Genomic DNA, 22644 nt, shown 5'->3' with positions numbered 1-22644 from the left:
TCTTTCGAGGAGTCTCAAAGTTGAAAGAGTTGGTGTTGGATATGTATGGAGATGGATTTGGCGGTGGCTACGAAGCCCCTGTTAAGGTTGGAGAAAGGTATAGAGTTAGGATCGAGAGCCTTGGAAAGGGTGGCGATGGTATCGCCAAGATAAAGGGCTTCGTTATCTTCGTCCCGAACACCCAGGTCGGCGACGAGGTTGAGATCGTCATTAACTCGGTTAAGAGAAAGTTCGCTTTCGCGGAAGTCATCTGATTTCCTTTTCCTTCTATTCTTACTGAACGTGAAGGGTTTATTCAATAGTTCTGGTGCCATGAGATACAGGGTCAAGAGGGCAGAACTCCTTTTTATGGTGAGCCCTTTAGCAGGTGGTTCCCAAACCTGAACCGCACCCTTTTTAAACCCCTTCCCAGAGCGCCCACCGATGGTAAGGGTTCACGTCGAGACCTACGGGTGCACGAGGAACAGGGCCGATGCTGAGATAATGGAGGCTCTCCTGGTTAGGGCAGGGTATAGCCTGGCGGAGACACCGGAAAGCGCCGATTACGTCGTGGTGAACACATGCGCCGTAAAGGACCCCACAGAGAAGCACATGCGCGAGCGCATAGCGGAGCTCATCGGCTCTGGAAAAAGGGTCATCGTCACCGGCTGCCTTCCCCACGTCAGCCCGGAAGCCATAGACCCCCGCGTCTCCGGGATCCTCGGAGTGAAAAGCATTGACAGAATAGCCGAGGCGATAAGCGTAGCGGAGCGCGGCGGAAAGCTGATGAGCGTTGAGGGCTGGCGGGAAAGAAATCTCGACAAGCTCGAACTCCCTCGCCTCTGGAAAAACGGCGTTGCCTTCGTCGTGCCCATAAGCGAGGGCTGCTTGAACGGGTGCACTTACTGTGCGACCCGCTTTGCGAGGGGGGTGCTTAAGAGCTACAAGCCTGAACTCGTAGTCAAATGGGTGAAGGAAGCTCTGGCAAGGGGTTACAGGGAGATCCAGCTGTCGAGCGAAGATACAGGCTGCTACGGCTTCGACATCGGGACTAATTTAGCCCAGCTACTCGACGAGATAACTGCGATAGAGGGCGACTTCAGGATAAGGGTCGGCATGATGAACCCGAACCATGCGATAAAGATACTCGACGAGCTGGTTGATGCCTATCAGGACGGGAAGGTCTACAGATTCCTCCACCTGCCGGTTCAGAGCGGGGACGATGAGGTTCTGAGGAGGATGGGGAGGACGTACACTGTGGAAGAGTTCGAGGAGATAGTTCGAACGTTTCGTAAGAAAGTTCGTGATTTAAACCTCAACACGGACATCATAGTGGGCTTTCCTGGGGAGAGCGATGAGGCCTTCGAGAACACCGTTGAGCTGATTAAGAGGGTTAAACCAGACAAGATAAACGTCTCCCGCTACTCTCCGAGACCGGGAACGGTAGCGGCTAAGTGGAAGCAGCTCCCAGGCTGGAGGGTCAAGGAACGCTCCAGGCGTTTACACAGGCTCAGGCTCCAGATAGCCCACGAGATAAACCGCTCCTACGTCGGCAGGACAGTCGAGGTTCTCGTCCACGGTGCCGGTGAGAAGGGGGGCGTTGAGGCCCGGACTTTCAACTACAAGGATATAATACTGGATTCCGGAGAGCCCGGTGAATTCCTCCGGGTTCGGGTCGAATGGGCCGGTTCGACGTACCTTAGGGGCACTCCCCTTCACTGAGGCACTCTTTTGTGGAGTATCCAAGGCCGATTGAGGGATTCTTAACGATCTTCTGGTTCTTTTGTAAAACCTACAATTTCAAAAGGTGAACCGGTATGGTTTGCTTTAGAAAACTATTTATACCCCCAGAGGGGCAGAAGTTATAAGGCTCTATTTAGGGGTGGGTCAAAATGAGGAGGAATAATAAGAAGAGGTTAATTCCGCTTGCTCTGGCCCTTGCGCTTTCCCTCATCAGCGCCGCGCTTGCTGTTCCTGCTATTACAGTTAACGTCCAGGAACTTGGTCAGGGCAGTAAGGTCATTACCAGCACCGTTACAAACGCTGATGTCACTTGGACTCTTGATTCGACCAACCCGGACTACGTTACCAGCGCCACTGTTACTATAACCACCGATCCAGGTGCGGGTACCATATACCTCAAACTGTACAGCGGGACGACTTTGGTGGCCGTTGCTCAGGCCACTCTGAACGGTTCCGGTACGTACACCCTGACCTTTGCCTCGCCAGTGGCTTTGAGCAGTTTCGACACTGTCTATGTGGTTTACCAGGGTGGCTGAAGGAATAGGAGGCCCTGAATGAATGCCAAGCGCTTTGACTTCCTCTCCATTTTGACGTATTCTATTCTTGTCTTTGTGCTGGGAATCGTTGCTCTGCACTTTGTCTTCGGCTTTCAGTACGTCGTCATCCTCACAGACTCTATGAAACCCCATATAAACCCGAACGATATGGTGATTACAAGACCAGTCTCCCCGGGCGATGTGCATATCGGTGACGTGATTCTCTATCGTATTGAGATTGGAAATGCAACGTACCGGATAACCCATCGGGTGGTAGATATAAAAACAGACCCGGCGGGCAATATTTACTATGTAACCAAAGGGGATAACAGGGAGTATGCGGATCCGTGGAGGGTCTATCCCAGTCAGATTGTGGGAAAGGTCGTGCTCGTTATTCCCAGGGCGGGGATCCTCTGGTACTATACGCCCCTCATAATATTCGGTCTGTTGCTTATAGTGGTGGCTTCTCTCGCGTATGATATAGCTTGGTCGCTTCTGGAAGAAGAACCCCTACGTCCTAAGTCCAGAAAGGCAGACCTGGTCGTCCTCAGGAGAAAGAAAATAAAGGTTTACCATTACAGGCGCCGTTAGGCCCACTCATCGTCGGGTATTGCCTCTTTTTTGGCGGGGATTATGCAGAGGAACTCGAAGGTCTCGCTTAAAGCCCTGTAGCCGTGGGGCTCGTTGGGCGGGACGTAGAGGAAGTCGCCGGCCTTGACGTGGGCCTCCTTGCCGCCGCCGGTTATTATCCCCTCGCCCTTCACAATGAATATCTCGTGCTCCCAGTCGTGGTGGTGGAGCGGTATTTCAGCGCCCTTCCTGAGGACGAAGTAGCGCATCGCGTAGTTCTCCGCTCCGAGCTTTGGAGAAACGAGCCACCTTATGGTCACCCCATCAAAACCGGTGTCCTTCTCGGGGACGTCTTTGTAGTGCCCGACGAACATGGTATCACCCAGATAAATTTTAGACACGATTATTTAAACCTGCCGAGCTTTGGGGGCCGGAAAATATGGGGAAAAGTCCAAAAGGACTTTAAGCTCTGACTTTTAACCTCCTGTGGTGAAGGACATGATGAAGAAAGTTGCTTCTGCAGTCCTGCTGGTTCTGATCGTCCTGGCAGCGGGATGCATAGGGTCAAATGGAGGGACAGCCTCAACATCTCCCACCGGCACGGGAACCACCTCGGCTACCTCCCCAACAGCGTCCCCCACCGAATCAGGTGGCATTGACTTTGCCGCTTATGGGAAAGGCCAGGTTCTTTCTAACTGGTACAAAATCGGGGACACGTCGAAGGTCTACGTCAGTAAGGGGTACGAGGACTTGGCCAAGCACTACTTCCCGAACGCCCAGATTCTTCCGGCGAGCCAGTACGAGGGTGGCATCGCTATACTCTCTCCGGAGGACGCCCGCCCTGTTCTCAGGGGGAAGCCGATACTGATAACGGTCAACGACTACTTCGGCTACATCGTCTACAAGCTCGGCCTTAAGTTCGTTGGTAAAGACAAGGGCATCTTTGCGGCCTTTAACAAGGACGGAAAGGCCTACCTCGTCTTCACCGGCACAGGCAAGGCAGGTGCCGGGGCCGCTCTGGAGTACGCGATGGGGCTGAAGGAGGGGAGGCAGATAAACACCGGCGACGTCCTGAGGAGCGGCGAGTTCGAGGGGATTCTCCTCAAGGTCATAGGGGACAACAACTGGAACGGTGTTCAAGACGAGGGGGAGCACTGGTACTTGAGCTCATTTAAGACGATGGAGCCTTTCATCTACTACTGGCGCGTCGTTGACGGTGAAAACGTTACAGTAAAGGGAGGGTTCATAAAGCTCGTCAACGGCTCGACAGTATATATTTACGCCCTTGGCTTCAACGTCAGCGTGGAAGTCAAGAACCCCAACGGGGCTGAGCTCACCTACGTCATCGAGAACACCAATCCCTCCGTACTCAACCTGCCGGAGGATGTCGAGACAGGTGATACATGGGTCAAGTTCACAACATCCAAACCTTCCTTCAGCATCTCTCCGAGGGATGTTGGGAACTACACGGTTCTTGCCTTCGGCGACCACAGATCCGATGGTGGAAAGGAGGTGCCTCCGGCGTTCCTCAAGGTCAGGGACGCCATGAACTCTGACGAGGGGGCCTTCATAATAGACGGTGGGGATCTGGTCTATTCCGGCAAGGTTGACGAGTGGGGCGAGCTTATGAAGGAGTGGAAGTGGAACAAGCCCGTCTTCATAGCCGTCGGAAACCACGAGTACCGTGGTGAAGGAATAAACGTCTACCACCAGCTCTTTGGCCCGACGGACTACTCCTTCGCCCTCGGTGATTACTACTACATATTCATGAACAACATAGACCACGACTACGGGCTGAGCGATGAGCAGTGGGAGTGGCTTCAGAACGAGCTCGAAAAGGCTAAGGGCCTCGGCAAGAAGCCTGTCATCGTCATGCATGCCCCTCCGGTTGACCCAAGGCCTAACGGCAACCACGGCATGAACTACATGGACGGCAAGAAGCTCCTCCAGCTCATGAAGGCCTACAGCGCCTTTGGGGTCTTTAGCCACATCCACATGTTCTGGGACGGTGAGATAGACGGCGTCAGGTACATAGTCACCGGTGGAGGCGGAGCGCCGCTCTACGCCAAGCCCGATGAGGGTGGCTTTTACCACTACGCCAGGCTCGGCATGCTCTCCAATGCCACAATAACGGCCGAGCCCGTGAAGGTGAACCCCTGATTTTCTATTTATTCTATTTATCGCTATATAGAGATTCCCACACAACTATATTCTACTGCGGCAAGATATTTATATGCCCCCCCTTATTGGGCTTCGGTGATGGCAGTGGAAGTGTGGCTACTGATAACCGTGGTCCTCGGATTTGCCATGGCGTGGGCGATAGGTGCCAACGACGCCGCCAACTCGATGAGCACCGCGGTGGGTGCGAAGGCGATAACCCCCAAACAGGCCGTGATAATAGCTGGTGTTCTTGAGTTCACTGGGGCGTATTTCTTTGGAAAGAGCGTCACCGAGACCATACGAAAGGGCATCCTCGACCCGACGATGATAACCGACCCGAACGTTCTCATCTACGGCTCCGTTGCGGCGCTTCTCGCGGCGACCCTCTGGCTTATAATAGCCACCAAGTTCGGTCTGCCGGTCTCTACCACCCATTCGATTATAGGCGGCATAGCGGGCTATGGAATAGTCTACGCCGGAACGGCCATAGTCAACTGGGGCAAGATGACGCAGGTGGTTCTCAGCTGGATACTCTCCCCGATAGTCGGGGCCATAATGGCCTACTTCATATTCAAGGCGCTGACCAAGAGCATATTTGAGAGGAGAGACCCCGTGAGGAGTGCCCGCATCTGGTCGCCCTTCTGGATCGGGCTGGCCTTTGTGGTAATAGGGACGATGTTCTACATCAAGGTCCTCCATGGGAAGGATCTCAAGACGGGCGTTTTCATGTACGGTGTCCCGCTCGGCATAGTTGTGTTCTTTGTAACGTACGTCCTCATAAAGCTCCGCTTCCCGAGCAGCGACCCGTTCATAGGGGTCGAGGCCATATTCCGTAAGGTTCAGGTCATTACCTCCGGCTACGTTGCCCTTGCCCACGGCGCCAACGACGTTGCAAACGCGATAGGCCCTGTCGCGGCCGTCTATGCGGTGGCAACGATGGGGCTGAGCGGCATGCAGGTTCCCGTCCCCAAGTGGATCCTTGCCCTTGGTGGCCTGGGGATAGCGGTTGGTGTCGCCACCTACGGTTACAGGGTCATGGAGACGGTTGGAAAGAAGATAACGGAGCTCACCAACACGAGGGGCTTCACCATAGACTTTTCGGCGGCGACGGTCGTCCTTGTCGCCAGCTGGATGGGCCTGCCAATCTCAACGACGCATACCGTGGTTGGGGCAGTCATAGGGGTAGGCCTCGCCAGGGGAGTAAAGGCAATAAACAAGAACATCGTTAGGGACATAATAATCTCCTGGTTCATTACCGTTCCGGTCGCGGGTCTGATAAGTGCGGCCATATTCAAGTTCCTCATGATCGTGGGGTGATAACATGCAGGTCTGGACAAAGCTATTTGCGAAGAGCCCGTTCAAGCCCCTTATAAAGCACTCCGAGGTCGTTCTCAACACCGTTGAGACCCTTGAAAAGGCGCTCCAGCGCTGGTACGATGGGGACTACGAGGAGATGAGAAAGATAGCCGTCGAGGTTGACCGCCTTGAGGACGTTGCCGACAGGATAAAGGAGGAGATAAGGGACTCCCTCAGCTCGAAGCTCATGATGGCAGTGGCCAGGGAGGACGTGCTCATCTACCTCCACATGCAGGACAAGGTTGCTGACGCTGCTGAGGACACCGCCAAATGGCTTCTCATCAGGGAGCCCGGAGAGCTTCCGGTCGAGGTCAAGGAGGTAATCCTCCAGATGGGCATGGAGAGCATCAAAGCTGCAAAGCTCGTCCACGAGGCCATAGTCCAGATGGATCGTGTTATAGAGAGCGGCTTCGCCGATGGGGAGATATCCAAGGAGTACGAAATAATCCGGCAGATAGAGAGCGTCGAGAATAAGATAGACGGCCTCGACACGAAGCTCATGCAGCTGGTCTTCGAGAACGCGGAAAAGCTGAGCTGGGGCGACGGCTTCTACATCCTCAACATCGCCAGAACCCTCAGCAACATCTCGGACAAGGCCAAGGATGCGGCCGAGAGGATAAGGCTCATGATGAACAAGTGAGCCCCTTCTTTTCTGTTATTCTTAGAATAAGGGCAAGAGAGAAGAATGAGAGGTTCAGATGGCTATCATCGTCGAGGTCATCTGTATCTCGGACATCTTCCTTATCTTCTCCGTGATGAACTGGTCAAGGTCCTTGAGCGTGTCGGTCTCAACCTTAACGACGAGGTCGTACTCGCCGTAGACCACGTAGGCCTCCTTAACCTCCGGCATGGCCAGAAGCTTCTCCATAACTTCCCTTTCCTTTCCAGCGGCCGTCACCATCAAAATAAAAGCCGTCACCATGGCTATCACCAAAAGTATTTTATCGGCGGAGTATTTAAGCTTATCGAGGAGTATGTTCGACCACCTGATAAGTAAAGCTCAACTGGGGCGGTTTTACTCCCACCTAAAATCGCTCGGATTCGAGGAAGTCCGCCCCTACTCCAAGGGAACCACGAGCCTTATCTTCAGGGCAATGTTAGATGAAAAAAACGTCATCATTAAGCTCCAAAGGCCCGACTCGCCGAGGCAGAACTTCGCGAGGGAGGCGAAAATCGTCAGGACGATAGGGCCCTTCGGAGTAACTCCCCCGCTGATAGGGTATGGGGTCTTTGAGGGCCTTGAGTACCTCATCAGGGAGTTCGCAGAGGGGGAGATAATCCTCCACGCTGACCTCGAAAAGCGCCACCTCTTTGAGGTAGTCGAGAAAACAGCTTTGCTCGACAGGCTCGGCCTTGACCACGGCCAGATCCAGGGCGGCAAGCACATAATAGCCGGCGAGCATGTTTACGTCATAGACTTCGAGAAGGCCAACTGGAGGAAGCCGAAGAACCTCACCTCCGCGGTGGCCATGATCTTTCTCAACGACAACTACATTTCGCGCCGGGTGAGGGTGAAGTTCGGTATTGATAGGGATTTTCTGGACGAAATGAGGAACGAAGTTAGGGCTTACAAAAGAACCGGCCAGCTATCGGGCCTTCTCCGCCTCCTTTCTCGCCTTTAGTCTGCCCGCGTAGATCGCCAGCAGGGGTATCGCGATTGCCATCGCTATGAGGCCCATCCTCGGGTCCCAGAGGTAATTGAAGACCAGTATGACCACCACCGCTATGGCTATCATGAGGAAGAGGTCACGGTCGTAGAGCCTCGACTTCGCCAGTACGTTCTGCTCCCTCGCGATGTAGGCCAGGTAGAGGGGTATCCCGAGGGCGGCCAGTGCTATTCCGCTGTATGTTCTGAGAACGAGCGAAACCACTATTCCAGCGGCAAGTATAATTCCAACGGCGTACTCTTCCTTCATCCTCTCACCTGGACGGGTAGTTACCCTTATATACTTTTAAGGCTCTCTACCAAGTAGGTGATAGCGTTATGAGCAGTATCGAATGGAACCACGAGACCTTTTCTAAGTTCGCCTACCTGGGCGACCCGAGAATACGGGGGAACCTTGTCGCCTACACCCTCACCAAGGCCAACATGAACGAAGATAAGTACGAGAGCACCGTCGTTGTTGAGGATCTGGAGACCGGCGCGAGGCGCTTCATCGAGAATGCAGCGATGCCGAGGATTTCGCCCGACGGCAGAAAGCTCGCCTTCACCCGCTTTAACGAGGAGAAGAAAGAGAGCGAGATATGGGTCGCTGACGTTCAGACCCTGAGCGCAAAGAAGGTTTTGAGCGCTAAAAACGTCCGCTCGATCCAGTGGAACAGCGATTCAAGAAGGCTCCTCGTTGTGGGCTTTAAGAGAAGGGACGACGGGGACTTCGTCTTTGACGACGACGTCCCGGCATGGTTCGACAACATGGGCTTCTTCGACGGCGAAAAGACCACCTTCTGGGTTCTCGACACGGAGAGCGAGGAGGTACTTGAGCAGTTCGAGAAGCCGAGGTTTTCGAGCGGAATATGGCACGGCGATGGCGTGGTCGTCAACGTCCCGCACCGCGAGGGAAGCAAGCCGGCCCTGTTCAAGTTCTGGGACATCTACCTCTGGAAGGATGGAACTGAAGAGAAGCTCTTCGAGAGGGTTTCCTTCACGGCGGTGGGTTCCGACGGAGAGAGTCTGCTTCTCCGCGGGAAGAGGGAAAAGAAGTTCATCAGCGAGCACGAGTGGATCTATATCTGGGACGGCGAGCTCAGGCCGGTCTACGAGGGCCCGCTGGACGTCTACGACGCCAGGCTTGATGATGGGAGGGTCTACTTCCTGACGCCCGACGCTGGCAGGGTGAACCTCTGGCTCTGGGACGGGGAGGCCGAGAGAATCGTTGCCGGTGACCACTGGGTCTACGGCTTCGACGTCCATGGGGGCAGGGCGGTTCTGCTTATAGCGACCGCAATGAGAATAGCGGAGCTCTACCTCTACGACGGCGAGCTGAAGCAGCTCACCGACTACAACGGGCCGATATTCGAGAGGCTCAAAACCTTTGAGCCGAGGCACTTCCGCTTCAAGTCCCTCGACCTTGAGATAGACGGCTGGTACCTCAGACCGGAGCTGAAGGAGGGCGAGAAGGCGCCGGTGGTGGTCTTCGTCCACGGCGGCCCGAAGGGGATGTACGGCCACCGCTTCGTCTACGAGATGCAGCTGATGGCGAACAAGGGCTACTACGTCGTCTTCGTGAACCCGCGCGGGAGCAACGGCTACAGCGAAGACTTTGCCCTCCGTGTGCTGGGGAGAACCGGTCTGGAGGACTTCGGGGACATAATGAACGGCATTGAGGAGTTCTTTAAGCTCGAACCCCAGGCAGACAGGGAGAGGGTTGGAATAACCGGCATAAGCTACGGCGGCTTCATGACCAACTGGGCCTTGACTCAGTCCGACCTCTTCAAGGCCGGCATCAGCGAGAACGGCATAAGCTACTGGCTCACCAGCTACGCCTTCTCGGACATAGGCCTCTGGTACGACGTTGAAGTCATCGGGGCAGATCCATTAGAGAACGAGAACTACCGGAAGCTCAGCCCGCTCTTCTACGCCGACAGGGTTAAAGCGCCGATCCTGCTCATCCACAGCCTTGAGGACTACCGCTGCCCGCTCGACCAGAGCCTGATGTTCTACAACGTGCTCAGGGACATGGGGAAGGAGGCATACATAGCGATATTCAGGCGCGGCGCCCACGGCCACAGCATACGGGGCAAGCCGAAGCACAGGGCGAAGAGATACAGGCTCTTCATCGAGTTCTTCGAGAGGAAGCTTAAGAAGTACGAGGAAGGATTTGACGTGGAGAAGGTGATGAAGGGAGAAACGAAGAAATGAGCTTTTTTATTTTTCTTTCACCGGCTTCCTCGCCACCACTCCTAGGGCCTCCTCGACCCGCTTAACCCCTACGAAGCCCGCCTTCCTCAACCGTTCCATGACGCCCCTCTGGAGGTCTTTCCTCCGGTACTTTTTCCCGGGGTTTCCAACGTAGTGGAACAGCCTCCCGCCGGGCTTTAGGACGCGGTACAGCTCGCGGTAGAACTCCTCCGAGTAGAGCTGTCCGGCTAAAGAAAAGCGCGGCGGGTCGTGGATAACCACGTCGAAGCTCTCATCGTTGAACTTCTTTACAACTTCGAAGGCATCGCCCTGTATGACCTGGATTTTTCCTCCCGTGAAGAGCTCCCTGCTCCAGGGGTTTATCCTGGCGAGCTCCAGGACGTGCGGGTCTTTCTCGATGGTTATGACGTACGCCCCCCTCTTGGCGGACTCTATGGCGGTGTACCCCAGCCCCATGCATGTGTCCAGAACCGTCTCTCCCTCCTTCGGCTTCACCGCGTTCACCTTGTTCCTTGTGTCCTGCAGGGGGTTCACTTCCTTTGTCCTGTGCATCCTGATGCCGTTTATCTCTATCGTCGGCGGAATCGTCGGCACAAGCTTGTAGAAGTGCTCGCCGGCTATTGCGGCCTTGTAAACGCCTTTCCTGATAAAGTAAACGCTCCCCTCGTCCCTCGCAATTCTCTCTATGATGTCCCTCCCAACCCGCGTTCCATTGGGAAATATGAACTCGTCTCCTTCCAGCTTTACCTCCCACGTCCTGTTGGTTTTTCTGAGGTCGAGGTTGAGCTTAACGGCCCCCCCTGAAAAGAGCAGTCTCCTGGCTTCCCTCGCGGTTAAAAAGTAGAGTTCCTCCATAACTCCCACCGTGCCGTGCTGGAGGGTAGGGAATAAAAACCTAACCCACGACCCTCTCAAAAACGCGCTCAAAGTTCTTGAATGTTATGGCCTCGACCTCCCTCCCGCTGAAGGTCTCGGAGAGCCGTTCAACCAGCGCTGGTATCTTCGACTCGTCCTCGAAGCCCTCAACGCTCCTCCCGCTCCAGCCTGGGAGGTAGTACACGAAGTCAAAGCCAAGGCCGACGTGTTTGTACCCGGCCAAGTCTGCCATGTACGCTATGTGCTCCACGTACATCTCCAGTGTTGGCCTCTCCCGGTGGACGAAGCTTGGGATCGCCACCGCCCCTATGACACCGCCGCGCTCGGCTATCGCCTGGATCTGATCGTCGGTCAGGTTTCTCCCGTGGTCGCAGAGGGCTCTTGCGTTGGAGTGCGACGCTATGACCGGAAACGCGGTAGTATCGAGGACGTCCCAGAAGCCGGCCTCGTTGATGTGGCTCAGGTCGATGACTATTCCGAGCTCCTCCGCCTTTCCAACGACCTCAATACCGAAGTTGGTGAGCCCCCCATTCGTTCTTTCAAAGACACCGTCGCCTATCGCGTTGTGCAGGCTCCATGTGAGGGTCAGAACGCGGAGGCCCAGGCGGTAGAAGACCTCCAGGAGGTGGATGCTCTCGCCCACCGGTTCGCCGCCCTCAAGGCCGAGCCAGAGGGCGATTCTTCCATCTTCAATGGCCCGTTTCATCCCTTCGGAGCTCGTCACCAGCTCAAATCGTTCGCTCTCCTCGATGTCCCTTCTGAGGGCGTTCAGAGCCTCCAGGCCGTAGACGGTTGCGTTGCTCCTCCTGTCGGGACGCGTCCAGATGGCCATGACCCTGGCACCTATCCCCGGGGCGAAGAAGCGTTCGAAGTTTTCCTCCAGAACGCGAGCCTTTCCCCTGTCCCTTTCGTCGTAGATGAACGTTGGGAGGTCTGAATGGGCGTCGAATATCATAGCTTTTCACCGGCTCTCCTCTATAGCAACAACCTCGGTCATCGCTTCGGCCCTTATCTCCGGGTCGGGTATAATCTCAACGATCTCCCGAGCTTCTTCAAACTCGTTCCTTTTTGCCAGCTCTACGGCTATTGCCCTCAGGGCGTCGCTCTTCTTGCGAACGTCCTTTATAGCTCTCGCGAACTCAAGCGCCCTTCTCAGGCTTCCGAGTTCGGTCAGAAGCCTGGCTATCTTCTGCACGTTGGCCTCCGTGAAGCGCGGGTTTTTGCAGTGCTCGAAGGCCCTGTCAACGACCTCCAGGTACTCTACGTTGTTCACCCTCTTCATCCAGAGCGCCACTTCGAGCTCCCCTATGAGCCTCACGACCCCGGCGTACTTCTTTTCAATGAGTGCCAGGGCGTAGTGGTTCCTTCCCTCAAGGAGGGCCTGCCTTATCGACGGGAGGCCGACCTCGTAGACAGTCCGGGCCAGCTCTATCTTCTTCTCGACGACGGCCGCGCGCTGGTTTACATGGAGCTTGTCGAATATGTCGAAGGCCATCCTGTAGAAGTCGAGGGCTTTACCCGATGGAAGTGCATCACCCGCCTTCTCAAGGAGCTCTCCTATCCTTATTATGCCGTCGACTTTAAGGTTGTACCCCACTTCCGCCCCGATTATTGTGTCAAAGGCTATGTTGAAGAGCTCAAGGGCGTTTTCGGGATAGCCCCCAACTGCCAGATGATACGCAAGCTCGGAGAGGACTACGCCCTTCTCTATCGGACTTTTTATTCTACCAGTTACGTCCAGAGCACGATTGAAGAAGTCCATAGCGTCCTCTTCGTATCCCATTATCGCGAGGGAAGAGGCTATCGTTGAGTACGCCACTGCTCTGTTGGCCGGATCTTTGAGCTTCTTGGCTATGTACATGGCGTCCTCTATTATGCTGGGGATCCATTCTTGGGGCCCGCCGTGCTGGTATATGGCAACGGCTATGTCCGTGAGAACCTCTATCTGGTCGAGGGGGTCCTTCAGATTGTGAACCTCGGACAGGGCCTCCTCGTAGTACCCCCTTTCAATCAGTAGTTCTATTTCCTCGCGCGTCGTCATCCTAACTTTTTAGTCTGTTCTAAATCCTTATAAACATTCCCTGGCCACTTTAAGTGAGGAAAGATGCTGACTCTGGCCCTTTACAACACGTATGACCCCAAGAGGCTCCATGAGGCCCACCTCAGGGCGATAGCCAGGGCCGGGCCAATTGCCTACGCCTACGGCTTTCATCTGGCACTGGTTGGCTTCCCCCTTGAGGGAGAGCCGCTGGACGTTGCCCGGGAGATAGCCGGCCATACGACCATAGGTGAGGGGGGGAAGTATCTCCTCGAACTGGCCGAGAGAAACCGCTTCCACATTCTGGAGTTCCCCCGGAGGGGTTTTCCGCCGCAGTTCGGTATCCCCGTCGCCACGACCAGAAAGCCGGGCGAGGAGAAGGAGATAACACCACTTGAGCTTGCAGAGAGGGCTTTGAGGGGGGAGAGTTTTCTCCTCCTGGTCGGCCTCGGGAGGCACGGTCTCCCGAAGGAAATATTTAAGACCGCCCGCTACCACATGGACATCACTGGAAATGGGATAAGCCTGGAAACCTGCACCGCGATAGGTGCCATACCCGCGAGAATAAGCACCCTCATGGAGGCGCTGAAATGGAGGACTCATGGAAAAAGGACCTGGCGTGGATACTGATAGCCCTCCTGGCGGTCTTCACTCTCCAGGTGGGGCTCAAACTGGCCCTTCACACTGACTCGCCCCTTGTAATAGTCGTCAGCGAGTCCATGGAGCCCGTTTTCTACCGCGGTGATGTTGTCCTGCTCAAGGGGATAAACGAGGATAACATAGACGACGTCCACGTCGGTGACGTTATCGTCTACAAACGGCCCGGCTACGAATACCCGATAATTCACCGCGTCAGGGAGATAAAGGTGGTCGAACTTGGGGGTAAGGCAGAGAAGTGCTTCGTGACGTGGGGAGACAACAACTGGGCACCCGACCCCCCGTACCCGACACCCTACGGCACCGTCCCCTGCGTTCCAGCCTATGCCGTCGAGGACAAGGCCCTAATCGTCTTCCCGAAGATAGGGCTCATCCCCCTCATAATAAGGGAACACCTCGGCCTGGGATGATGTGAGGGTAGGTGTCCGAGGGCTCCGATGATGAACTAATCGGCCCCTGACCCTACGAAAGACAAGGGGGCTCCGCCCCCTTATCTCTCTGTACTCTCAAACCCCCGGTGTGGGGTTCCACCCCACAACCCCGCTTTTTCTCCAAAACTTGGGAAACTACGTTTCTCCACCTTCCTTATTTTTTAATCCCTTGGGGGGCTAACGCCCCCACACCCCCAGAACTTTGCCTGCGCAAAGTTTGATCAAAGTTTGTAGCTCCCCCTTTTTTAAGTGCCAGATTTTGGGTTTTCTATTTGAAGTCCGTTGTTTTGAATGGGGGACTCTTTGGGGCTCCTTTTAAAGAGGTTTAACCTTAAAAGACGTCCATTGGGCGTCATAGGGGAGTAAACCATTTTAGCCGGCCTCTGCAGTTTTCTCCCTCAAAAAATGCCCTCGATTTGGAAAACCGACCGTAGTGACGCCTTCAAGGGTGGGCTACAAACTTTTGGTGAAGCTTTTTCCAAAAGCTTCCTGTACTCTCAAACCCCCGAGGTGGGGCTTTGACTTTTTTCTTTTCACAAGCCTCGCCCTTTAGGGCGGGGTACGGTATTTGATAAATTGGTCTCAATGAGAAAAGCAACACTCTTTTAAAGCCTAAAACGCATACCATACTTTGAAATGAGGCGGGCAGTAACGGTAAAACTTCAACCCTCAAAGAAACAAGAGAAAGCCCTTTTTGAATTAGCTCAAGCCACAGCCATAATCTGGAACAAGCTCAATTACCAACGCTTGAAACAGTTCAAAGAATTCGGCAAAACCGACTTCTCAACGACAGAAAAAGAAGCATACTACGAGTTCAAGAACTGGATTGGTGGCTCAACAGTTCAACAGTTAGCCCGAAAGAACGCTGAAAGCTGGCGTTCGTTCTTCTCACTCAACAGGAGGAAAAAGAATGGCGAACTCCCCGAATGGTCCAAGCCAAGACCGCCCAAATTCGTTAGGGAAGAGGACGGCAGAAAACTCTTCGTAATTCCCCTGAGAAACGACCAGTACCGGATTAATGGAAACGTCCTCGAATTGAGGAGACTTGGTAAGTTCGGAATACTCAAAATCCAATTCAAGGGCAGGATACACTTGAAGGGCAAGCAGGGGCGGTTAGAAATCACTTATGACAAGGTGAAGCGGAGATGGTACGCCCACATCAGCGTTACAGTCGAGGAGAAATTTGAGGGCGGGGAGTGGGTTGCACTCCCAAGAAGGCCAAAAGGAAGCCTTTCGGCAGGAATCGACTTGGGAGTGAACAACTTAATGGCCGTTTACGTTGAGAATGGTGAAAGCTTCCTCGTGAACGGGAGACCACTCAAAAGCATTGATTTTTACTGGAGGAGAAAAATTGCAGAGTATCAATCAAAACTCAATAAATCTGGAGCTAAGACGAGCAGAAAACTCAAGAGAATGCACGAGAGGGCCAAGCTTCAGGCTAAACATTACATTAACACTGCAGTCAGGCAAACTGTCAGGAGGCTTTACGAGATTGGGGTTTCTAAAATTGTCGTTGGTTATCCTAAGAGTATCGCCAGAAACTCGGACAAGGGTAAAAAGCAGAATTTTCTCCTTTCCCACGTGTGGCGTTTCAATTATGTGATTAAGAGGCTCAAAGAAGTCTCGGAAGAGTATGGTATTAGTGTTGTTGTGGTTAATGAGGCTTTCACTTCGCAATCCTGTCCTCTCTGTGGCCAACACCATCCCAACGCTCGCTTTGTTAGGGGTTTGTTTAAGTGCCGTAGAGAGGGCGTTGTAATGAATGCTGACCTTGTGGGAGCTTTTAATATTTTGAGGAAGGTTAAAGCTATAACCCCGAGCCTTGAGGGTTTGAAAGCCTTCAAGGTGAGGGGTAACTGGCCTAAGACCGGGCCAGAGGGGTCGAAGACCCAATTTGTTTTGGGTCTAAATGAGACCCCTCAAACCTCCCTGCCTTTAGGGTAAGGGGGGTTCCTCGTTGGAACCCTCGTCCTTCAGGGCGGGGAGGAGGTCAGCGCTCTCCTCATCGTTGCCTCGGAAGGGCTTGGGCCTCATCATCGCTGGGCTTAAAAACGCTCACGACCTTTTAACCTTGGTGATGTCATGAGGTTCATCCCGCTCATAGTTGCAAGACCTGAGGTCCAGATGGCCATAGACGAGGCGATAATGCGCGCCAGAATCGAGGGGAAAGTCCCTGACACGGTCAGGCTCTACGCCTTCTCGCCGAGCTCGGTAACTATTGGGAGATTCCAGAGCGTCGTCCACGACGTCAACCTTGAGGAAGCCAGGAGGCTCGGCATTCCCGTCGTGAGGAGAATAACCGGCGGCGGTTCGGTCTTCCACGACGAGTTCGGCGAGATAACCTATTCCGTCGTTGTCGGCGAAGATTTACACCCCATGCTCAAAAACGTCGAGACGAGCTACCGCTATCTGGCCGGCCCTCTCGTCGATGCCTTGAAAGAGCTCGGCATTGATGCCGGCTTCTCCGGCCTCAACGACATAGTTGCCAACGGAAAGAAGATAAGCGGCTCCGCACAGACGAGGCGGAAGGGAATCATCCTGCAGCACGGCACCTTCATGTACTCCACGCGCGTCGAGGTGCTCGGAAGGGTTCTCCGCGCTTCAAAGGCCAAGCTCGCCGACAAGGGCGTTTCAAGCATCTGGGAGAGGGTAACAACGCTGGAGCGCGAGGGGATAAAGCTCAGCCGCTGGGAGGCCTACGAACTGCTGAAGGACAAGTTCTTTACCGCGTTCGGGCTGGAGGAAGGGGGGCTAACGGACTACGAGCTTGAGCTTGCCGAGAGACTGGTGGAAGAGAGGTACGGGAACCCGGAGTGGAATGAGATGAGGTAACTTTTTTTCTTTTGCAAGCCTCGCCCTTTAGGGCGGGGAAGAGGTCAGTGCGGGATGCCCTTCCATGAAGAGCTACATGAGTCTCACCTGGCTTTGATTTCGAACTTCTCCGCCAGCTCGTAGAACAGCTCGTCTTCTCCGAGCTCTTCCCTCAGCTTTCTGAAGTTTCTCCCCAGGCGCGGCAGTCTCCCCTTGCTCCTCATCAGCATGGAATTGCCGACTTCCAGAGCAAAGCTCAGGTACTCATCGTCGATTAAAACCCTCCCGTCCCTGCCGAGGGGCGCGGTTAGGTACTCTGTGGCGTTTATCTCAACGAGGTATCGCTTCGAGATGACCTTGAAGGTGGTGTACTTAAATCCCGATGCCAAACCAAGTTCATGGAGCTTCTTCGCTTTCTCGATGTCCTCGGCGACGACGTGGAATATTGGCGGCTGGCTCTTGAGGAAGATCAGTCCCTTTTCTGCCTTTTTGAGAGCTTCTCTTGCTTCTTCAAATGTCATCTCACGGTGTACCTTTATGAGCCACCTTGAGAGGGGCTTTGCACCCAAAGCGGGCTCCTCGATGATTCCAATCCTGCCGGAGCAGGAGCTGGTCGTGTAGATTCCATTAATTGAGTTGATGAGCAGGAGGAGGTCGATTATGTCCTCGTCAACTTTTCCCTCCCTCATGGCCCTGAAGAGGCTGGTGAGTGCCTCGCGCTTTGCCTTCATATCTAAACCTCCCAAAGCCCGCTGTCCTGCTAAATCTCTCCCCAGCTATCAGTTATGGTATGTAAAAGGTCTCAGCTCCCTCTTTCAGCCCCTTCCGTCGAAAACTTTATAAAGCTAACCCAAAAGGTTTAGCTGGAAATGGCCAGGGTGGTGTAGCCTGGTTAGCACAGGGGACTGTGGATCCCCTAGCCCGGGTTCAAATCCCGGCCCTGGCCCCAGAAACGAAAGACAAGGGGGCTCCGCCCCCTTATCTCTCTGTACTCTCAAACCCCCGGTGTGGGGTTCCACCCCACAACCCCGCTTTTTCTCCAAAACTTGGGAAACTACGTTTCCCCACCTTCCTTATTCCTTAATCCTCTGGGGGGCTTACGCCCCCACCCCCAAAGATTTACTGAGCAAAAGTTTGATCAAGGTTCGTGATTCTTATCCAAGGTGCTCTTTTGTAGTTAATGATTTCCGAATTCAAGGAACTGTTTTTCGGTTGAATGCACTCTTAATGGCTAACTTTCAAGTGGGTTTACTCCAACTCGCGCTCCTATGGAGCGCTAAAAAGAGCAAACCCTATTCGAGAGCGAGTTAGAACCGCATTCCTCTATAAAACCCTCGGAGTATAAAATCACAATAATAGGGGAGATATGAGGAAAATCACAAACTTGATGAGACTTTCCCAAAGTTTTAGTATTGGCAGAAAGATAGCGTTCTCTTCGGTCAAAGCAGGCTTTCAATAAGCTTGTAGTCCTCCTTTGGCAGTTCTCTCATCGCCTTACCCATCAGGTGCCCGCTCCAGCGCTTTTTTGTTCGTGATGAACTTCAGCTTTGGAATGAGAGGCTTGAAGTCGAGCTCGCTGAACGTCTGTTACTTAGATAAAATCTTTTTCCCGATAAATTCGTGATTTAACTTCTATACAGATCACTTCATTGAATTGAGTCTCCAACACCCATTTATTGTTTTTAATAAAGTCCTCAAACGCTTCTTCTTCATTGGATCCTTCACCAAATCCGAGCACTTGGAGGTTTTCCACGTCGGGGTACGTCTCATCGGGGGACGAGTAAGTTACTCCATCTGGCGTTATAAACACGAACAGTCTCTTTTTCATTCTATAACCTCCAATGTCAACATTTTTAGGAGTTCCTCATAGCTGTATTCCTCGGAAGGATCTATGTCCTTAAAATAATATCTGACAGCTAATATTTTGGGATTATTGAGGATTGATCTTGGGAAATCCTTGGCAATCAATATCCCTCCAACGGTTTCGTTACTGAATTCATTTATGTATCCCATTAATTGCCCCAAATCTTTACTTTGTGCTTTTCCGGTTTTGACTTCCACAGGCAGGTATTTGTTTGTTCCTCTTGGATGCCTCAGTTTGATGAATATATCAACGTACCCTTCTGGGAGAGCCTTTTCACCCAGCACTTCAAATTCTTCGGGAGTACTATCAACACCGAAAAATTCTAAGGCGTCTTTGAGAATGGAGTATTGAATTTTCCTCCTTACAAGGGATTGAAGTACAAGCTCTCTGAAATAGAACTTCTCGGGAGGTCTTTGATTTTCTCTCTTGAAAACAATCTTAGGTTCAAACGTTTCGGCATTTAACTCTAGATGCTTGGTTTCGCCATCAAATACTGTTCCCATCTCGGAAACGTTATAAAATGTTACCGTGTCGGCCTGGAAATGGGTCTTTCTATAGCCCCCTCTCAAGAGCAGATTCTCAGCTACGTAAGAAAATTCAGGTCTGACCATCGGTTCGTTAAATTCCCTTTCCTGTTTTAGGACCAGTCTGAATGGAAAATAATACGTTCTTTTTGACCTGAATGTTATCGGCGGCCACGGGGGAAGATTCTCGGCGTTCTTATAGGCGACTTTCTTGGTAACCTTGTAGAGATTTCTAACTCGGGCCCCATATAGAAATGAGACATAATCCCCAACATCTATATCAAAAAAGGTCCAGAGGCCGTTTATGCTATTTGTGAACCCTGCGAGACCATACTCTATGCAGAGTTCCAAATTCTCCCTGTTTGAAAGGGATATTAAGAAGTAATCCGCCATCTGGTTTCACCATCTTGGGATTTGCACTAACGAGAATTTAATCATTTCCCTATTCCATCAACACCCTTTAAAACCCCTGGCGATTATATCCATCAGGTGAACCCACATGCCTTGGAAAGACAAGCTCTGCTTAGTTCACATCTACACCGGCAACGGGAAGGGGAAGACGACGGCGGCCTTCGGCCTGGCCGTCAGGATGCTCGGCTCCGGCGGAAAGGTCATCATCCTTCAGTTCATGAAGGCTCCCAATGTGTACGGCGAGCAGAAGAAGATAGCCGAATGTGGCGCGGTCATAGAGTCCTTCGGCCTGCCCAAGTTTGTCCACGGAAACCCCGAACCGGACGACATAGAGGCCGCCAAAAAGGCCCTTCAGCGGGCCAGGGAGGTAGTCTCAAGTGGCGAGTGGGATCTGGTAATCCTCGATGAAATCTGCGTTGCCTTGGGTTTCAAAATGCTCGACGTTGAGGAAGTCAGGGGGCTCGTCAAGAGCAAAGCCCCGCACACGGAGCTCGTCCTGACCGGCCGCTACTGCCCGGAGGGGCTCTTTGAGCTGGCCGACTACGTGACGGAGATGAAGGAAATAAGCATCCCTACCAGAAGGGCATCCTCGCGAGGAGGGGCGTGGAGTTTTAGTTCTGGCCCTCCCCTCCCCTGGTTTCGACGTTGACCGAAAAGTTTTTTAGTTAGGAAAGCTTAAGATAACCCGAGGAGATTTTAGTAACAATTCTTTAGAAAAGGGGGTGATAGAATGAGCGAGCTCATCGGCCAGATCGTGCAGGTTCTCAAGGAGCAGGTCGTCCAGGACACCGTTGTTCCCAGGAACATAAGGCGTGCCGCCGAGCAGGCCATAGAGGCCCTCCTCGACGAGAGCAAGGAGCCCGCCGTCAGGGCGGCCGATGCCATAGCCATCCTGGAAGAAATAAGCGAGGACCCGAACATGCCGATGCACACGAGGACGATCATCTGGGAGGTCCTCGGTGCCCTTGAGCAGGTCAAGTGAGCGTTTTCTTTTTACGCTCATTTCCCTGCGTTTCTGATGAGTAAAAAGGAGAACTATTTTCTGCCCAGGTACCACAGCTTCGCGCTCTCCTCCACCAGTTCGGCCTTGTAGAAGGCCTCCCTCAGTGTTCTTCCGACGGTCACTATACCGTGCCGCTCCAATATGACGGCGTCCGACTGGAGTATGGCGTCTGCCACAACGTCGGCCAGCTCCTGGGTTCCCGCAGGCCTGAACGGGGCTATTGGAATTCTCTTCAGGTATATCTCGGCCTCGGGGGTCATTATCGGCAGCTCCCAGTCGATTAGGGATGTTGCGGCTATTGCATAGGGGGGGTGGAGGTGAGCTATGGCTTTGACGTCCGGCCGGCTCCTGTAAACTGCCAGATGGAGCCTGTACTCCGAGGACGGCCTGACGCCTGAAACCTGCCTTCCGCTCATGTCTATAACTGCCACCTGTTCCGCCGTCATCTCGTCCATCACCGCCCCCGTGGCCTTGATGAAGACAAGATTCCCCTTCCTTATGCTTAGGTTCCCCCCAAAGGCCGCTGTAAGGCCCCGCTCGTGGGCGAGTCTCGAATACTTCACCAGCTGCGACTTTATGGCCCTCATTTCTTCCACCACAAGATTGTTCCCCCTTAGGTACTTAATCCTTTACCCTCACGCCGTAGCCGCAGTCTTGGCAGTAAGCCTTCTCCCCCTTCCAGACGAGCTCCCCTCCGCAGACGGGGCAGGTGTGAACGTCTCCCCCACTCTTCCAGCGCTCGTACGTCTCGCGGTATATAACGAGGAAGAGGCCCTCCTCATCCTCCTCGAAGTGGCCGAGAACCGGGCTGCTCTCCAGTTCGAGGGTTTTCTCGTCTATGATTATCGGCTCAACGCCTATGTTCCCCTCGTATTCGAGGTCGTTGGTCGGGAGAATCTCGACGACGAATGCCTCAAGCTTCCTGTCGCGGTAGGCCACGACCTCCAGCGCGTCGCTGAGCTCGCCGCTGGAGGAGATGACGTCAACCACCAGCGTCTCCCCCCGGGGAAAGGCGAGGGCTATGAGGAACCTGCTCCTGTAGAGGGCCAGCCCCCGGTCGAGGCAGCTCTCCTCCATTCCCAGACTCTTCAGCATCTCGCGGAGCTCGTCACCGTCCGGCAACCTGCCCTCGCGCATTATGAACTCCCCTATTCCCTTCGCGAGCGGTATAGCGAGTGTAACGGGTTCGTAGAGCCTCATGTTCCCACCCCAATTACCTCGGGAGAAAAATTTATAAACCTACCCGGGGGATTATGGAACGGGCTGCCTGTAGGGTCCCGCGGTAGCCTAGCCTGGGAGCGGCGGCGGACTGTAGATCCGCAGGTCCCCGGTTCAAATCCGGGCCGCGGGACCACCAGAATTCTATCAGCATTTTGCCCACCTCTTCTCCAAAAAGGAGCGTTCTAAGTACCTTGTTGATGAATTTCGACTTATTGAGCGCAAGCTCCTCCATAACTGCGGACACTTCTTCATCAATGGTAATATGAATGCGTGTCTTTCGCTTTTTTCGGGCTGAATCTCGAAGGAGAGCCTTGCTTTTTTTAGTGGCCACTTTGCCCATTTTGCCCACGATTTTTCACCAAGCTCATGTATAATATTATGATATATGAGCATTGGCATCACACCCTCACGAAGTCGTAGAATTCACGAAGTGCGTCGGGAAGTACATACTCTTTCTTGCTCAGCCTCACACCAACGTAGTGCTTCCCGTCATCGCCTTCCAGGAGAATATATAAGTTCCTTGCCGACTCTGCGAGAGCGTACTTGTCTTCAATCTCGATGACTTGTGCAGGTTCGCCGTCGATTAGTATAAGCTCAGGAAACAT

27 protein-coding genes, 2 tRNA genes and 2 pseudogenes are annotated in these 22644 nt (G+C 53.5%); 17 read left to right on the top strand and 14 right to left on the bottom strand.

Annotated elements, in window-relative coordinates:
* Window positions 1–41 precede the first annotated feature (41 nt).
* The 4 genes from A3L14_RS11275 to A3L14_RS11260 all read left to right on the top strand — a co-directional run bounded on the left by A3L14_RS11275 (window position 42) and on the right by A3L14_RS11260 (window position 2849).
* Window positions 42–254 (top strand): TRAM domain-containing protein, encoded by a 213-nt coding sequence (locus A3L14_RS11275; protein ID WP_055430018.1) that lies wholly within the window; start codon window positions 42–44, stop codon window positions 252–254.
* A 169-nt stretch (window positions 255–423) separates the two neighbouring features.
* On the top strand, window positions 424–1701 hold the full coding sequence (locus A3L14_RS11270) for a tRNA (N(6)-L-threonylcarbamoyladenosine(37)-C(2))-methylthiotransferase (RefSeq protein ID WP_055430017.1): 1278 nt from the start codon (window positions 424–426) through the stop codon (window positions 1699–1701).
* Between the two features lie 170 nt (window positions 1702–1871).
* Window positions 1872–2258, top strand: coding sequence for a hypothetical protein (locus tag A3L14_RS11265; protein ID WP_055430016.1), 387 nt, complete (start codon window positions 1872–1874; stop codon window positions 2256–2258).
* 18 nt (window positions 2259–2276) lie between these two features.
* The gene (locus tag A3L14_RS11260) at window positions 2277–2849 is read left to right on the top strand and encodes a signal peptidase I (RefSeq protein WP_055430015.1); all 573 of its coding nucleotides are present in this window, start codon (window positions 2277–2279) and stop codon (window positions 2847–2849) included.
* On the opposite strand, the gene A3L14_RS11255 is transcribed toward A3L14_RS11260, so the two are convergent.
* Window positions 2846–3202 (bottom strand): cupin domain-containing protein, encoded by a 357-nt coding sequence (locus tag A3L14_RS11255; RefSeq protein WP_055430014.1) that lies wholly within the window; start codon window positions 3200–3202, stop codon window positions 2846–2848. The two genes, A3L14_RS11260 and A3L14_RS11255, sit on opposite strands and share 4 nt — an antisense overlap.
* Before the next feature lie 127 nt (window positions 3203–3329).
* On the opposite strand from A3L14_RS11255, the gene A3L14_RS11250 reads away from it, so the two are divergent.
* From A3L14_RS11250 to A3L14_RS11240, 3 genes are all read left to right on the top strand, one after another.
* The gene (locus A3L14_RS11250) at window positions 3330–4988 is read left to right on the top strand and encodes a metallophosphoesterase family protein (protein ID WP_074631562.1); all 1659 of its coding nucleotides are present in this window, start codon (window positions 3330–3332) and stop codon (window positions 4986–4988) included.
* Between the two features lie 99 nt (window positions 4989–5087).
* A complete protein-coding gene (locus tag A3L14_RS11245) occupies window positions 5088–6305 on the top strand; it encodes an inorganic phosphate transporter (protein WP_055430013.1) in 1218 nt (405 codons plus the stop codon).
* Window positions 6306–6309: 4 nt separating this feature from the next.
* Entirely contained in the window at window positions 6310–6984 is a 675-nt protein-coding gene (locus A3L14_RS11240; RefSeq protein WP_055430012.1) for a TIGR00153 family protein, read from the top strand.
* A 54-nt stretch (window positions 6985–7038) separates the two neighbouring features.
* On the opposite strand, the gene A3L14_RS11235 is transcribed toward A3L14_RS11240, so the two are convergent.
* The gene (locus A3L14_RS11235) at window positions 7039–7266 is read right to left on the bottom strand and encodes an Lrp/AsnC family transcriptional regulator (RefSeq protein WP_012572508.1); all 228 of its coding nucleotides are present in this window, start codon (window positions 7264–7266) and stop codon (window positions 7039–7041) included.
* A 52-nt stretch (window positions 7267–7318) separates the two neighbouring features.
* Here A3L14_RS11235 and A3L14_RS11230 point away from each other — a divergent pair, with 52 nt between their 5' ends.
* On the top strand, window positions 7319–7966 hold the full coding sequence (locus A3L14_RS11230) for a hypothetical protein (protein WP_055430011.1): 648 nt from the start codon (window positions 7319–7321) through the stop codon (window positions 7964–7966).
* On the opposite strand, the gene A3L14_RS11225 is transcribed toward A3L14_RS11230, so the two are convergent.
* The gene (locus A3L14_RS11225; RefSeq protein ID WP_055430010.1) at window positions 7931–8260 is read right to left on the bottom strand and encodes a hypothetical protein; all 330 of its coding nucleotides are present in this window, start codon (window positions 8258–8260) and stop codon (window positions 7931–7933) included. The genes A3L14_RS11230 and A3L14_RS11225 overlap by 36 nt on opposite strands.
* Window positions 8261–8328: 68 nt before the next feature.
* Between A3L14_RS11225 and A3L14_RS11220 the strand changes: the two genes are divergently transcribed.
* On the top strand, window positions 8329–10203 hold the full coding sequence (locus tag A3L14_RS11220) for a S9 family peptidase (RefSeq protein WP_088886142.1): 1875 nt from the start codon (window positions 8329–8331) through the stop codon (window positions 10201–10203).
* Window positions 10204–10209: 6 nt separating this feature from the next.
* Here A3L14_RS11220 and A3L14_RS11215 read toward each other — a convergent pair whose 3' ends face one another.
* Genes A3L14_RS11215 through A3L14_RS11205 form a run of 3 tightly spaced genes read right to left on the bottom strand, consistent with a single transcriptional unit; the run spans window position 10210 to window position 13120 of the window.
* Window positions 10210–11058 (bottom strand): class I SAM-dependent methyltransferase, encoded by an 849-nt coding sequence (locus tag A3L14_RS11215; RefSeq protein WP_055430008.1) that lies wholly within the window; start codon window positions 11056–11058, stop codon window positions 10210–10212.
* Window positions 11059–11098: 40 nt separating this feature from the next.
* Entirely contained in the window at window positions 11099–12034 is a 936-nt protein-coding gene (locus tag A3L14_RS11210) for a dipeptidase (protein WP_055430007.1), read from the bottom strand.
* A 6-nt stretch (window positions 12035–12040) separates the two neighbouring features.
* A complete protein-coding gene (locus A3L14_RS11205; protein WP_055430006.1) occupies window positions 12041–13120 on the bottom strand; it encodes a hypothetical protein in 1080 nt (359 codons plus the stop codon).
* A gap of 63 nt (window positions 13121–13183) precedes the next feature.
* Here A3L14_RS11205 and A3L14_RS11200 point away from each other — a divergent pair, with 63 nt between their 5' ends.
* The 4 genes from A3L14_RS11200 (at window position 13184) to A3L14_RS11185 (ending at window position 17037) form a co-directional block, all read left to right on the top strand.
* Complete coding sequence (locus A3L14_RS11200) at window positions 13184–13747, top strand: DUF531 domain-containing protein (protein WP_055430005.1); 564 nt, start codon at window positions 13184–13186, stop codon at window positions 13745–13747.
* A complete protein-coding gene (locus tag A3L14_RS11195; protein ID WP_055430004.1) occupies window positions 13708–14184 on the top strand; it encodes a signal peptidase I in 477 nt (158 codons plus the stop codon). The genes A3L14_RS11200 and A3L14_RS11195 overlap by 40 nt, the downstream gene beginning before the upstream one ends.
* A 657-nt stretch (window positions 14185–14841) precedes the next feature.
* On the top strand, window positions 14842–16149 hold the full coding sequence (locus A3L14_RS11190; RefSeq protein WP_055430003.1) for an RNA-guided endonuclease InsQ/TnpB family protein: 1308 nt from the start codon (window positions 14842–14844) through the stop codon (window positions 16147–16149).
* Between the two features lie 138 nt (window positions 16150–16287).
* The gene (locus tag A3L14_RS11185) at window positions 16288–17037 is read left to right on the top strand and encodes a lipoate--protein ligase family protein (protein WP_055430002.1); all 750 of its coding nucleotides are present in this window, start codon (window positions 16288–16290) and stop codon (window positions 17035–17037) included.
* 83 nt (window positions 17038–17120) lie between these two features.
* Here A3L14_RS11185 and taw3 read toward each other — a convergent pair whose 3' ends face one another.
* Window positions 17121–17747 carry a tRNA(Phe) 7-((3-amino-3-carboxypropyl)-4-demethylwyosine(37)-N(4))-methyltransferase Taw3 gene (gene taw3, locus A3L14_RS11180; protein ID WP_055430001.1) on the bottom strand — a complete coding sequence of 209 codons (627 nt, stop codon included), beginning with the start codon at window positions 17745–17747 and terminating at the stop codon, window positions 17121–17123.
* 141 nt (window positions 17748–17888) lie between these two features.
* Between taw3 and A3L14_RS11175 the strand changes: the two genes are divergently transcribed.
* A tRNA-His gene (locus A3L14_RS11175) sits at window positions 17889–17965 on the top strand.
* 490 nt (window positions 17966–18455) lie between these two features.
* Here A3L14_RS11175 and A3L14_RS11985 read toward each other — a convergent pair.
* The 3 genes and pseudogenes from A3L14_RS11985 to A3L14_RS11160 form a co-directional block, all read right to left on the bottom strand.
* Window positions 18456–18591 (bottom strand): annotated as a pseudogene (locus A3L14_RS11985) (EVE domain-containing protein); the annotation flags it as partial.
* A gap of 16 nt (window positions 18592–18607) precedes the next feature.
* On the bottom strand, window positions 18608–18844 hold the full coding sequence (locus A3L14_RS11165; RefSeq protein WP_055430000.1) for a hypothetical protein: 237 nt from the start codon (window positions 18842–18844) through the stop codon (window positions 18608–18610).
* Window positions 18841–19797, bottom strand: a complete 957-nt coding sequence (locus A3L14_RS11160; protein WP_055429999.1) for a PDDEXK family nuclease — start codon at window positions 19795–19797, stop codon at window positions 18841–18843. The genes A3L14_RS11165 and A3L14_RS11160 overlap by 4 nt, the downstream gene beginning before the upstream one ends.
* A gap of 106 nt (window positions 19798–19903) precedes the next feature.
* Between A3L14_RS11160 and cobO the strand changes: the two are divergent.
* Window positions 19904–20430 (top strand): annotated as a pseudogene (gene cobO, locus A3L14_RS11155) (cob(I)yrinic acid a,c-diamide adenosyltransferase).
* A gap of 115 nt (window positions 20431–20545) precedes the next feature.
* The gene (locus tag A3L14_RS11150) at window positions 20546–20797 is read left to right on the top strand and encodes a UPF0147 family protein (RefSeq protein WP_014013138.1); all 252 of its coding nucleotides are present in this window, start codon (window positions 20546–20548) and stop codon (window positions 20795–20797) included.
* 53 nt (window positions 20798–20850) lie between these two features.
* Here A3L14_RS11150 and A3L14_RS11145 read toward each other — a convergent pair whose 3' ends face one another.
* On the bottom strand, window positions 20851–21405 hold the full coding sequence (locus A3L14_RS11145) for an aldolase (RefSeq protein ID WP_055429998.1): 555 nt from the start codon (window positions 21403–21405) through the stop codon (window positions 20851–20853).
* Between the two features lie 34 nt (window positions 21406–21439).
* Window positions 21440–22018, bottom strand: a complete 579-nt coding sequence (locus A3L14_RS11140) for a hypothetical protein (RefSeq protein WP_074631548.1) — start codon at window positions 22016–22018, stop codon at window positions 21440–21442.
* A 76-nt stretch (window positions 22019–22094) separates the two neighbouring features.
* Between A3L14_RS11140 and A3L14_RS11135 the strand changes: the two genes are divergently transcribed.
* Window positions 22095–22172: transfer RNA gene (locus A3L14_RS11135), tRNA-Tyr, on the top strand.
* Between the two features lie 11 nt (window positions 22173–22183).
* On the opposite strand, the gene A3L14_RS11775 is transcribed toward A3L14_RS11135, so the two are convergent.
* A complete protein-coding gene (locus A3L14_RS11775) occupies window positions 22184–22438 on the bottom strand; it encodes a hypothetical protein (protein WP_143597844.1) in 255 nt (84 codons plus the stop codon).
* Entirely contained in the window at window positions 22438–22644 is a 207-nt protein-coding gene (locus tag A3L14_RS11130; protein WP_055428406.1) for a hypothetical protein, read from the bottom strand. The genes A3L14_RS11775 and A3L14_RS11130 overlap by 1 nt, the downstream gene beginning before the upstream one ends.

Origin of the sequence: Thermococcus thioreducens (assembly GCF_002214545.1) — an archaeon.
Lineage (GTDB): Archaea > Methanobacteriota_B > Thermococci > Thermococcales > Thermococcaceae > Thermococcus > Thermococcus thioreducens.
This window is presented reverse-complemented; position numbering and strand designations above follow the sequence as displayed.

Coding starts and splice junctions, on each gene's coding strand:
- A3L14_RS11190 (WP_055430003.1), top strand. CDS start 14,842: ATGAGGCGGGCAGTAACGGTAAAACTTCAACCCTCAAAGAAACAAGAG.
- A3L14_RS11230 (WP_055430011.1), top strand. CDS start 7,319: ATGTTCGACCACCTGATAAGTAAAGCTCAACTGGGGCGGTTTTACTCC.
- A3L14_RS11210 (WP_055430007.1), bottom strand. CDS start 12,034: ATGATATTCGACGCCCATTCAGACCTCCCAACGTTCATCTACGACGAA.
- A3L14_RS11195 (WP_055430004.1), top strand. CDS start 13,708: ATGGAGGACTCATGGAAAAAGGACCTGGCGTGGATACTGATAGCCCTC.
- A3L14_RS11245 (WP_055430013.1), top strand. CDS start 5,088: ATGGCAGTGGAAGTGTGGCTACTGATAACCGTGGTCCTCGGATTTGCC.
- A3L14_RS11205 (WP_055430006.1), bottom strand. CDS start 13,120: ATGACGACGCGCGAGGAAATAGAACTACTGATTGAAAGGGGGTACTAC.
- A3L14_RS11250 (WP_074631562.1), top strand. CDS start 3,330: ATGAAGAAAGTTGCTTCTGCAGTCCTGCTGGTTCTGATCGTCCTGGCA.
- A3L14_RS11235 (WP_012572508.1), bottom strand. CDS start 7,266: ATGGTGACGGCTTTTATTTTGATGGTGACGGCCGCTGGAAAGGAAAGG.
- A3L14_RS11150 (WP_014013138.1), top strand. CDS start 20,546: ATGAGCGAGCTCATCGGCCAGATCGTGCAGGTTCTCAAGGAGCAGGTC.
- A3L14_RS11265 (WP_055430016.1), top strand. CDS start 1,872: ATGAGGAGGAATAATAAGAAGAGGTTAATTCCGCTTGCTCTGGCCCTT.
- A3L14_RS11220 (WP_088886142.1), top strand. CDS start 8,329: ATGAGCAGTATCGAATGGAACCACGAGACCTTTTCTAAGTTCGCCTAC.
- A3L14_RS11215 (WP_055430008.1), bottom strand. CDS start 11,058: ATGGAGGAACTCTACTTTTTAACCGCGAGGGAAGCCAGGAGACTGCTC.
- A3L14_RS11140 (WP_074631548.1), bottom strand. CDS start 22,018: ATGAGGCTCTACGAACCCGTTACACTCGCTATACCGCTCGCGAAGGGA.
- A3L14_RS11185 (WP_055430002.1), top strand. CDS start 16,288: ATGAGGTTCATCCCGCTCATAGTTGCAAGACCTGAGGTCCAGATGGCC.
- A3L14_RS11160 (WP_055429999.1), bottom strand. CDS start 19,797: ATGGCGGATTACTTCTTAATATCCCTTTCAAACAGGGAGAATTTGGAA.
- A3L14_RS11240 (WP_055430012.1), top strand. CDS start 6,310: ATGCAGGTCTGGACAAAGCTATTTGCGAAGAGCCCGTTCAAGCCCCTT.
- A3L14_RS11255 (WP_055430014.1), bottom strand. CDS start 3,202: ATGTTCGTCGGGCACTACAAAGACGTCCCCGAGAAGGACACCGGTTTT.
- A3L14_RS11775 (WP_143597844.1), bottom strand. CDS start 22,438: ATGCCAATGCTCATATATCATAATATTATACATGAGCTTGGTGAAAAA.
- A3L14_RS11165 (WP_055430000.1), bottom strand. CDS start 18,844: ATGAAAAAGAGACTGTTCGTGTTTATAACGCCAGATGGAGTAACTTAC.
- A3L14_RS11260 (WP_055430015.1), top strand. CDS start 2,277: ATGAATGCCAAGCGCTTTGACTTCCTCTCCATTTTGACGTATTCTATT.
- A3L14_RS11275 (WP_055430018.1), top strand. CDS start 42: ATGTATGGAGATGGATTTGGCGGTGGCTACGAAGCCCCTGTTAAGGTT.
- A3L14_RS11225 (WP_055430010.1), bottom strand. CDS start 8,260: ATGAAGGAAGAGTACGCCGTTGGAATTATACTTGCCGCTGGAATAGTG.
- A3L14_RS11130 (WP_055428406.1), bottom strand. CDS start 22,644: ATGTTTCCTGAGCTTATACTAATCGACGGCGAACCTGCACAAGTCATC.
- A3L14_RS11145 (WP_055429998.1), bottom strand. CDS start 21,405: ATGAGGGCCATAAAGTCGCAGCTGGTGAAGTATTCGAGACTCGCCCAC.
- taw3 (WP_055430001.1), bottom strand. CDS start 17,747: ATGAAGGCAAAGCGCGAGGCACTCACCAGCCTCTTCAGGGCCATGAGG.
- A3L14_RS11200 (WP_055430005.1), top strand. CDS start 13,184: ATGCTGACTCTGGCCCTTTACAACACGTATGACCCCAAGAGGCTCCAT.
- A3L14_RS11270 (WP_055430017.1), top strand. CDS start 424: ATGGTAAGGGTTCACGTCGAGACCTACGGGTGCACGAGGAACAGGGCC.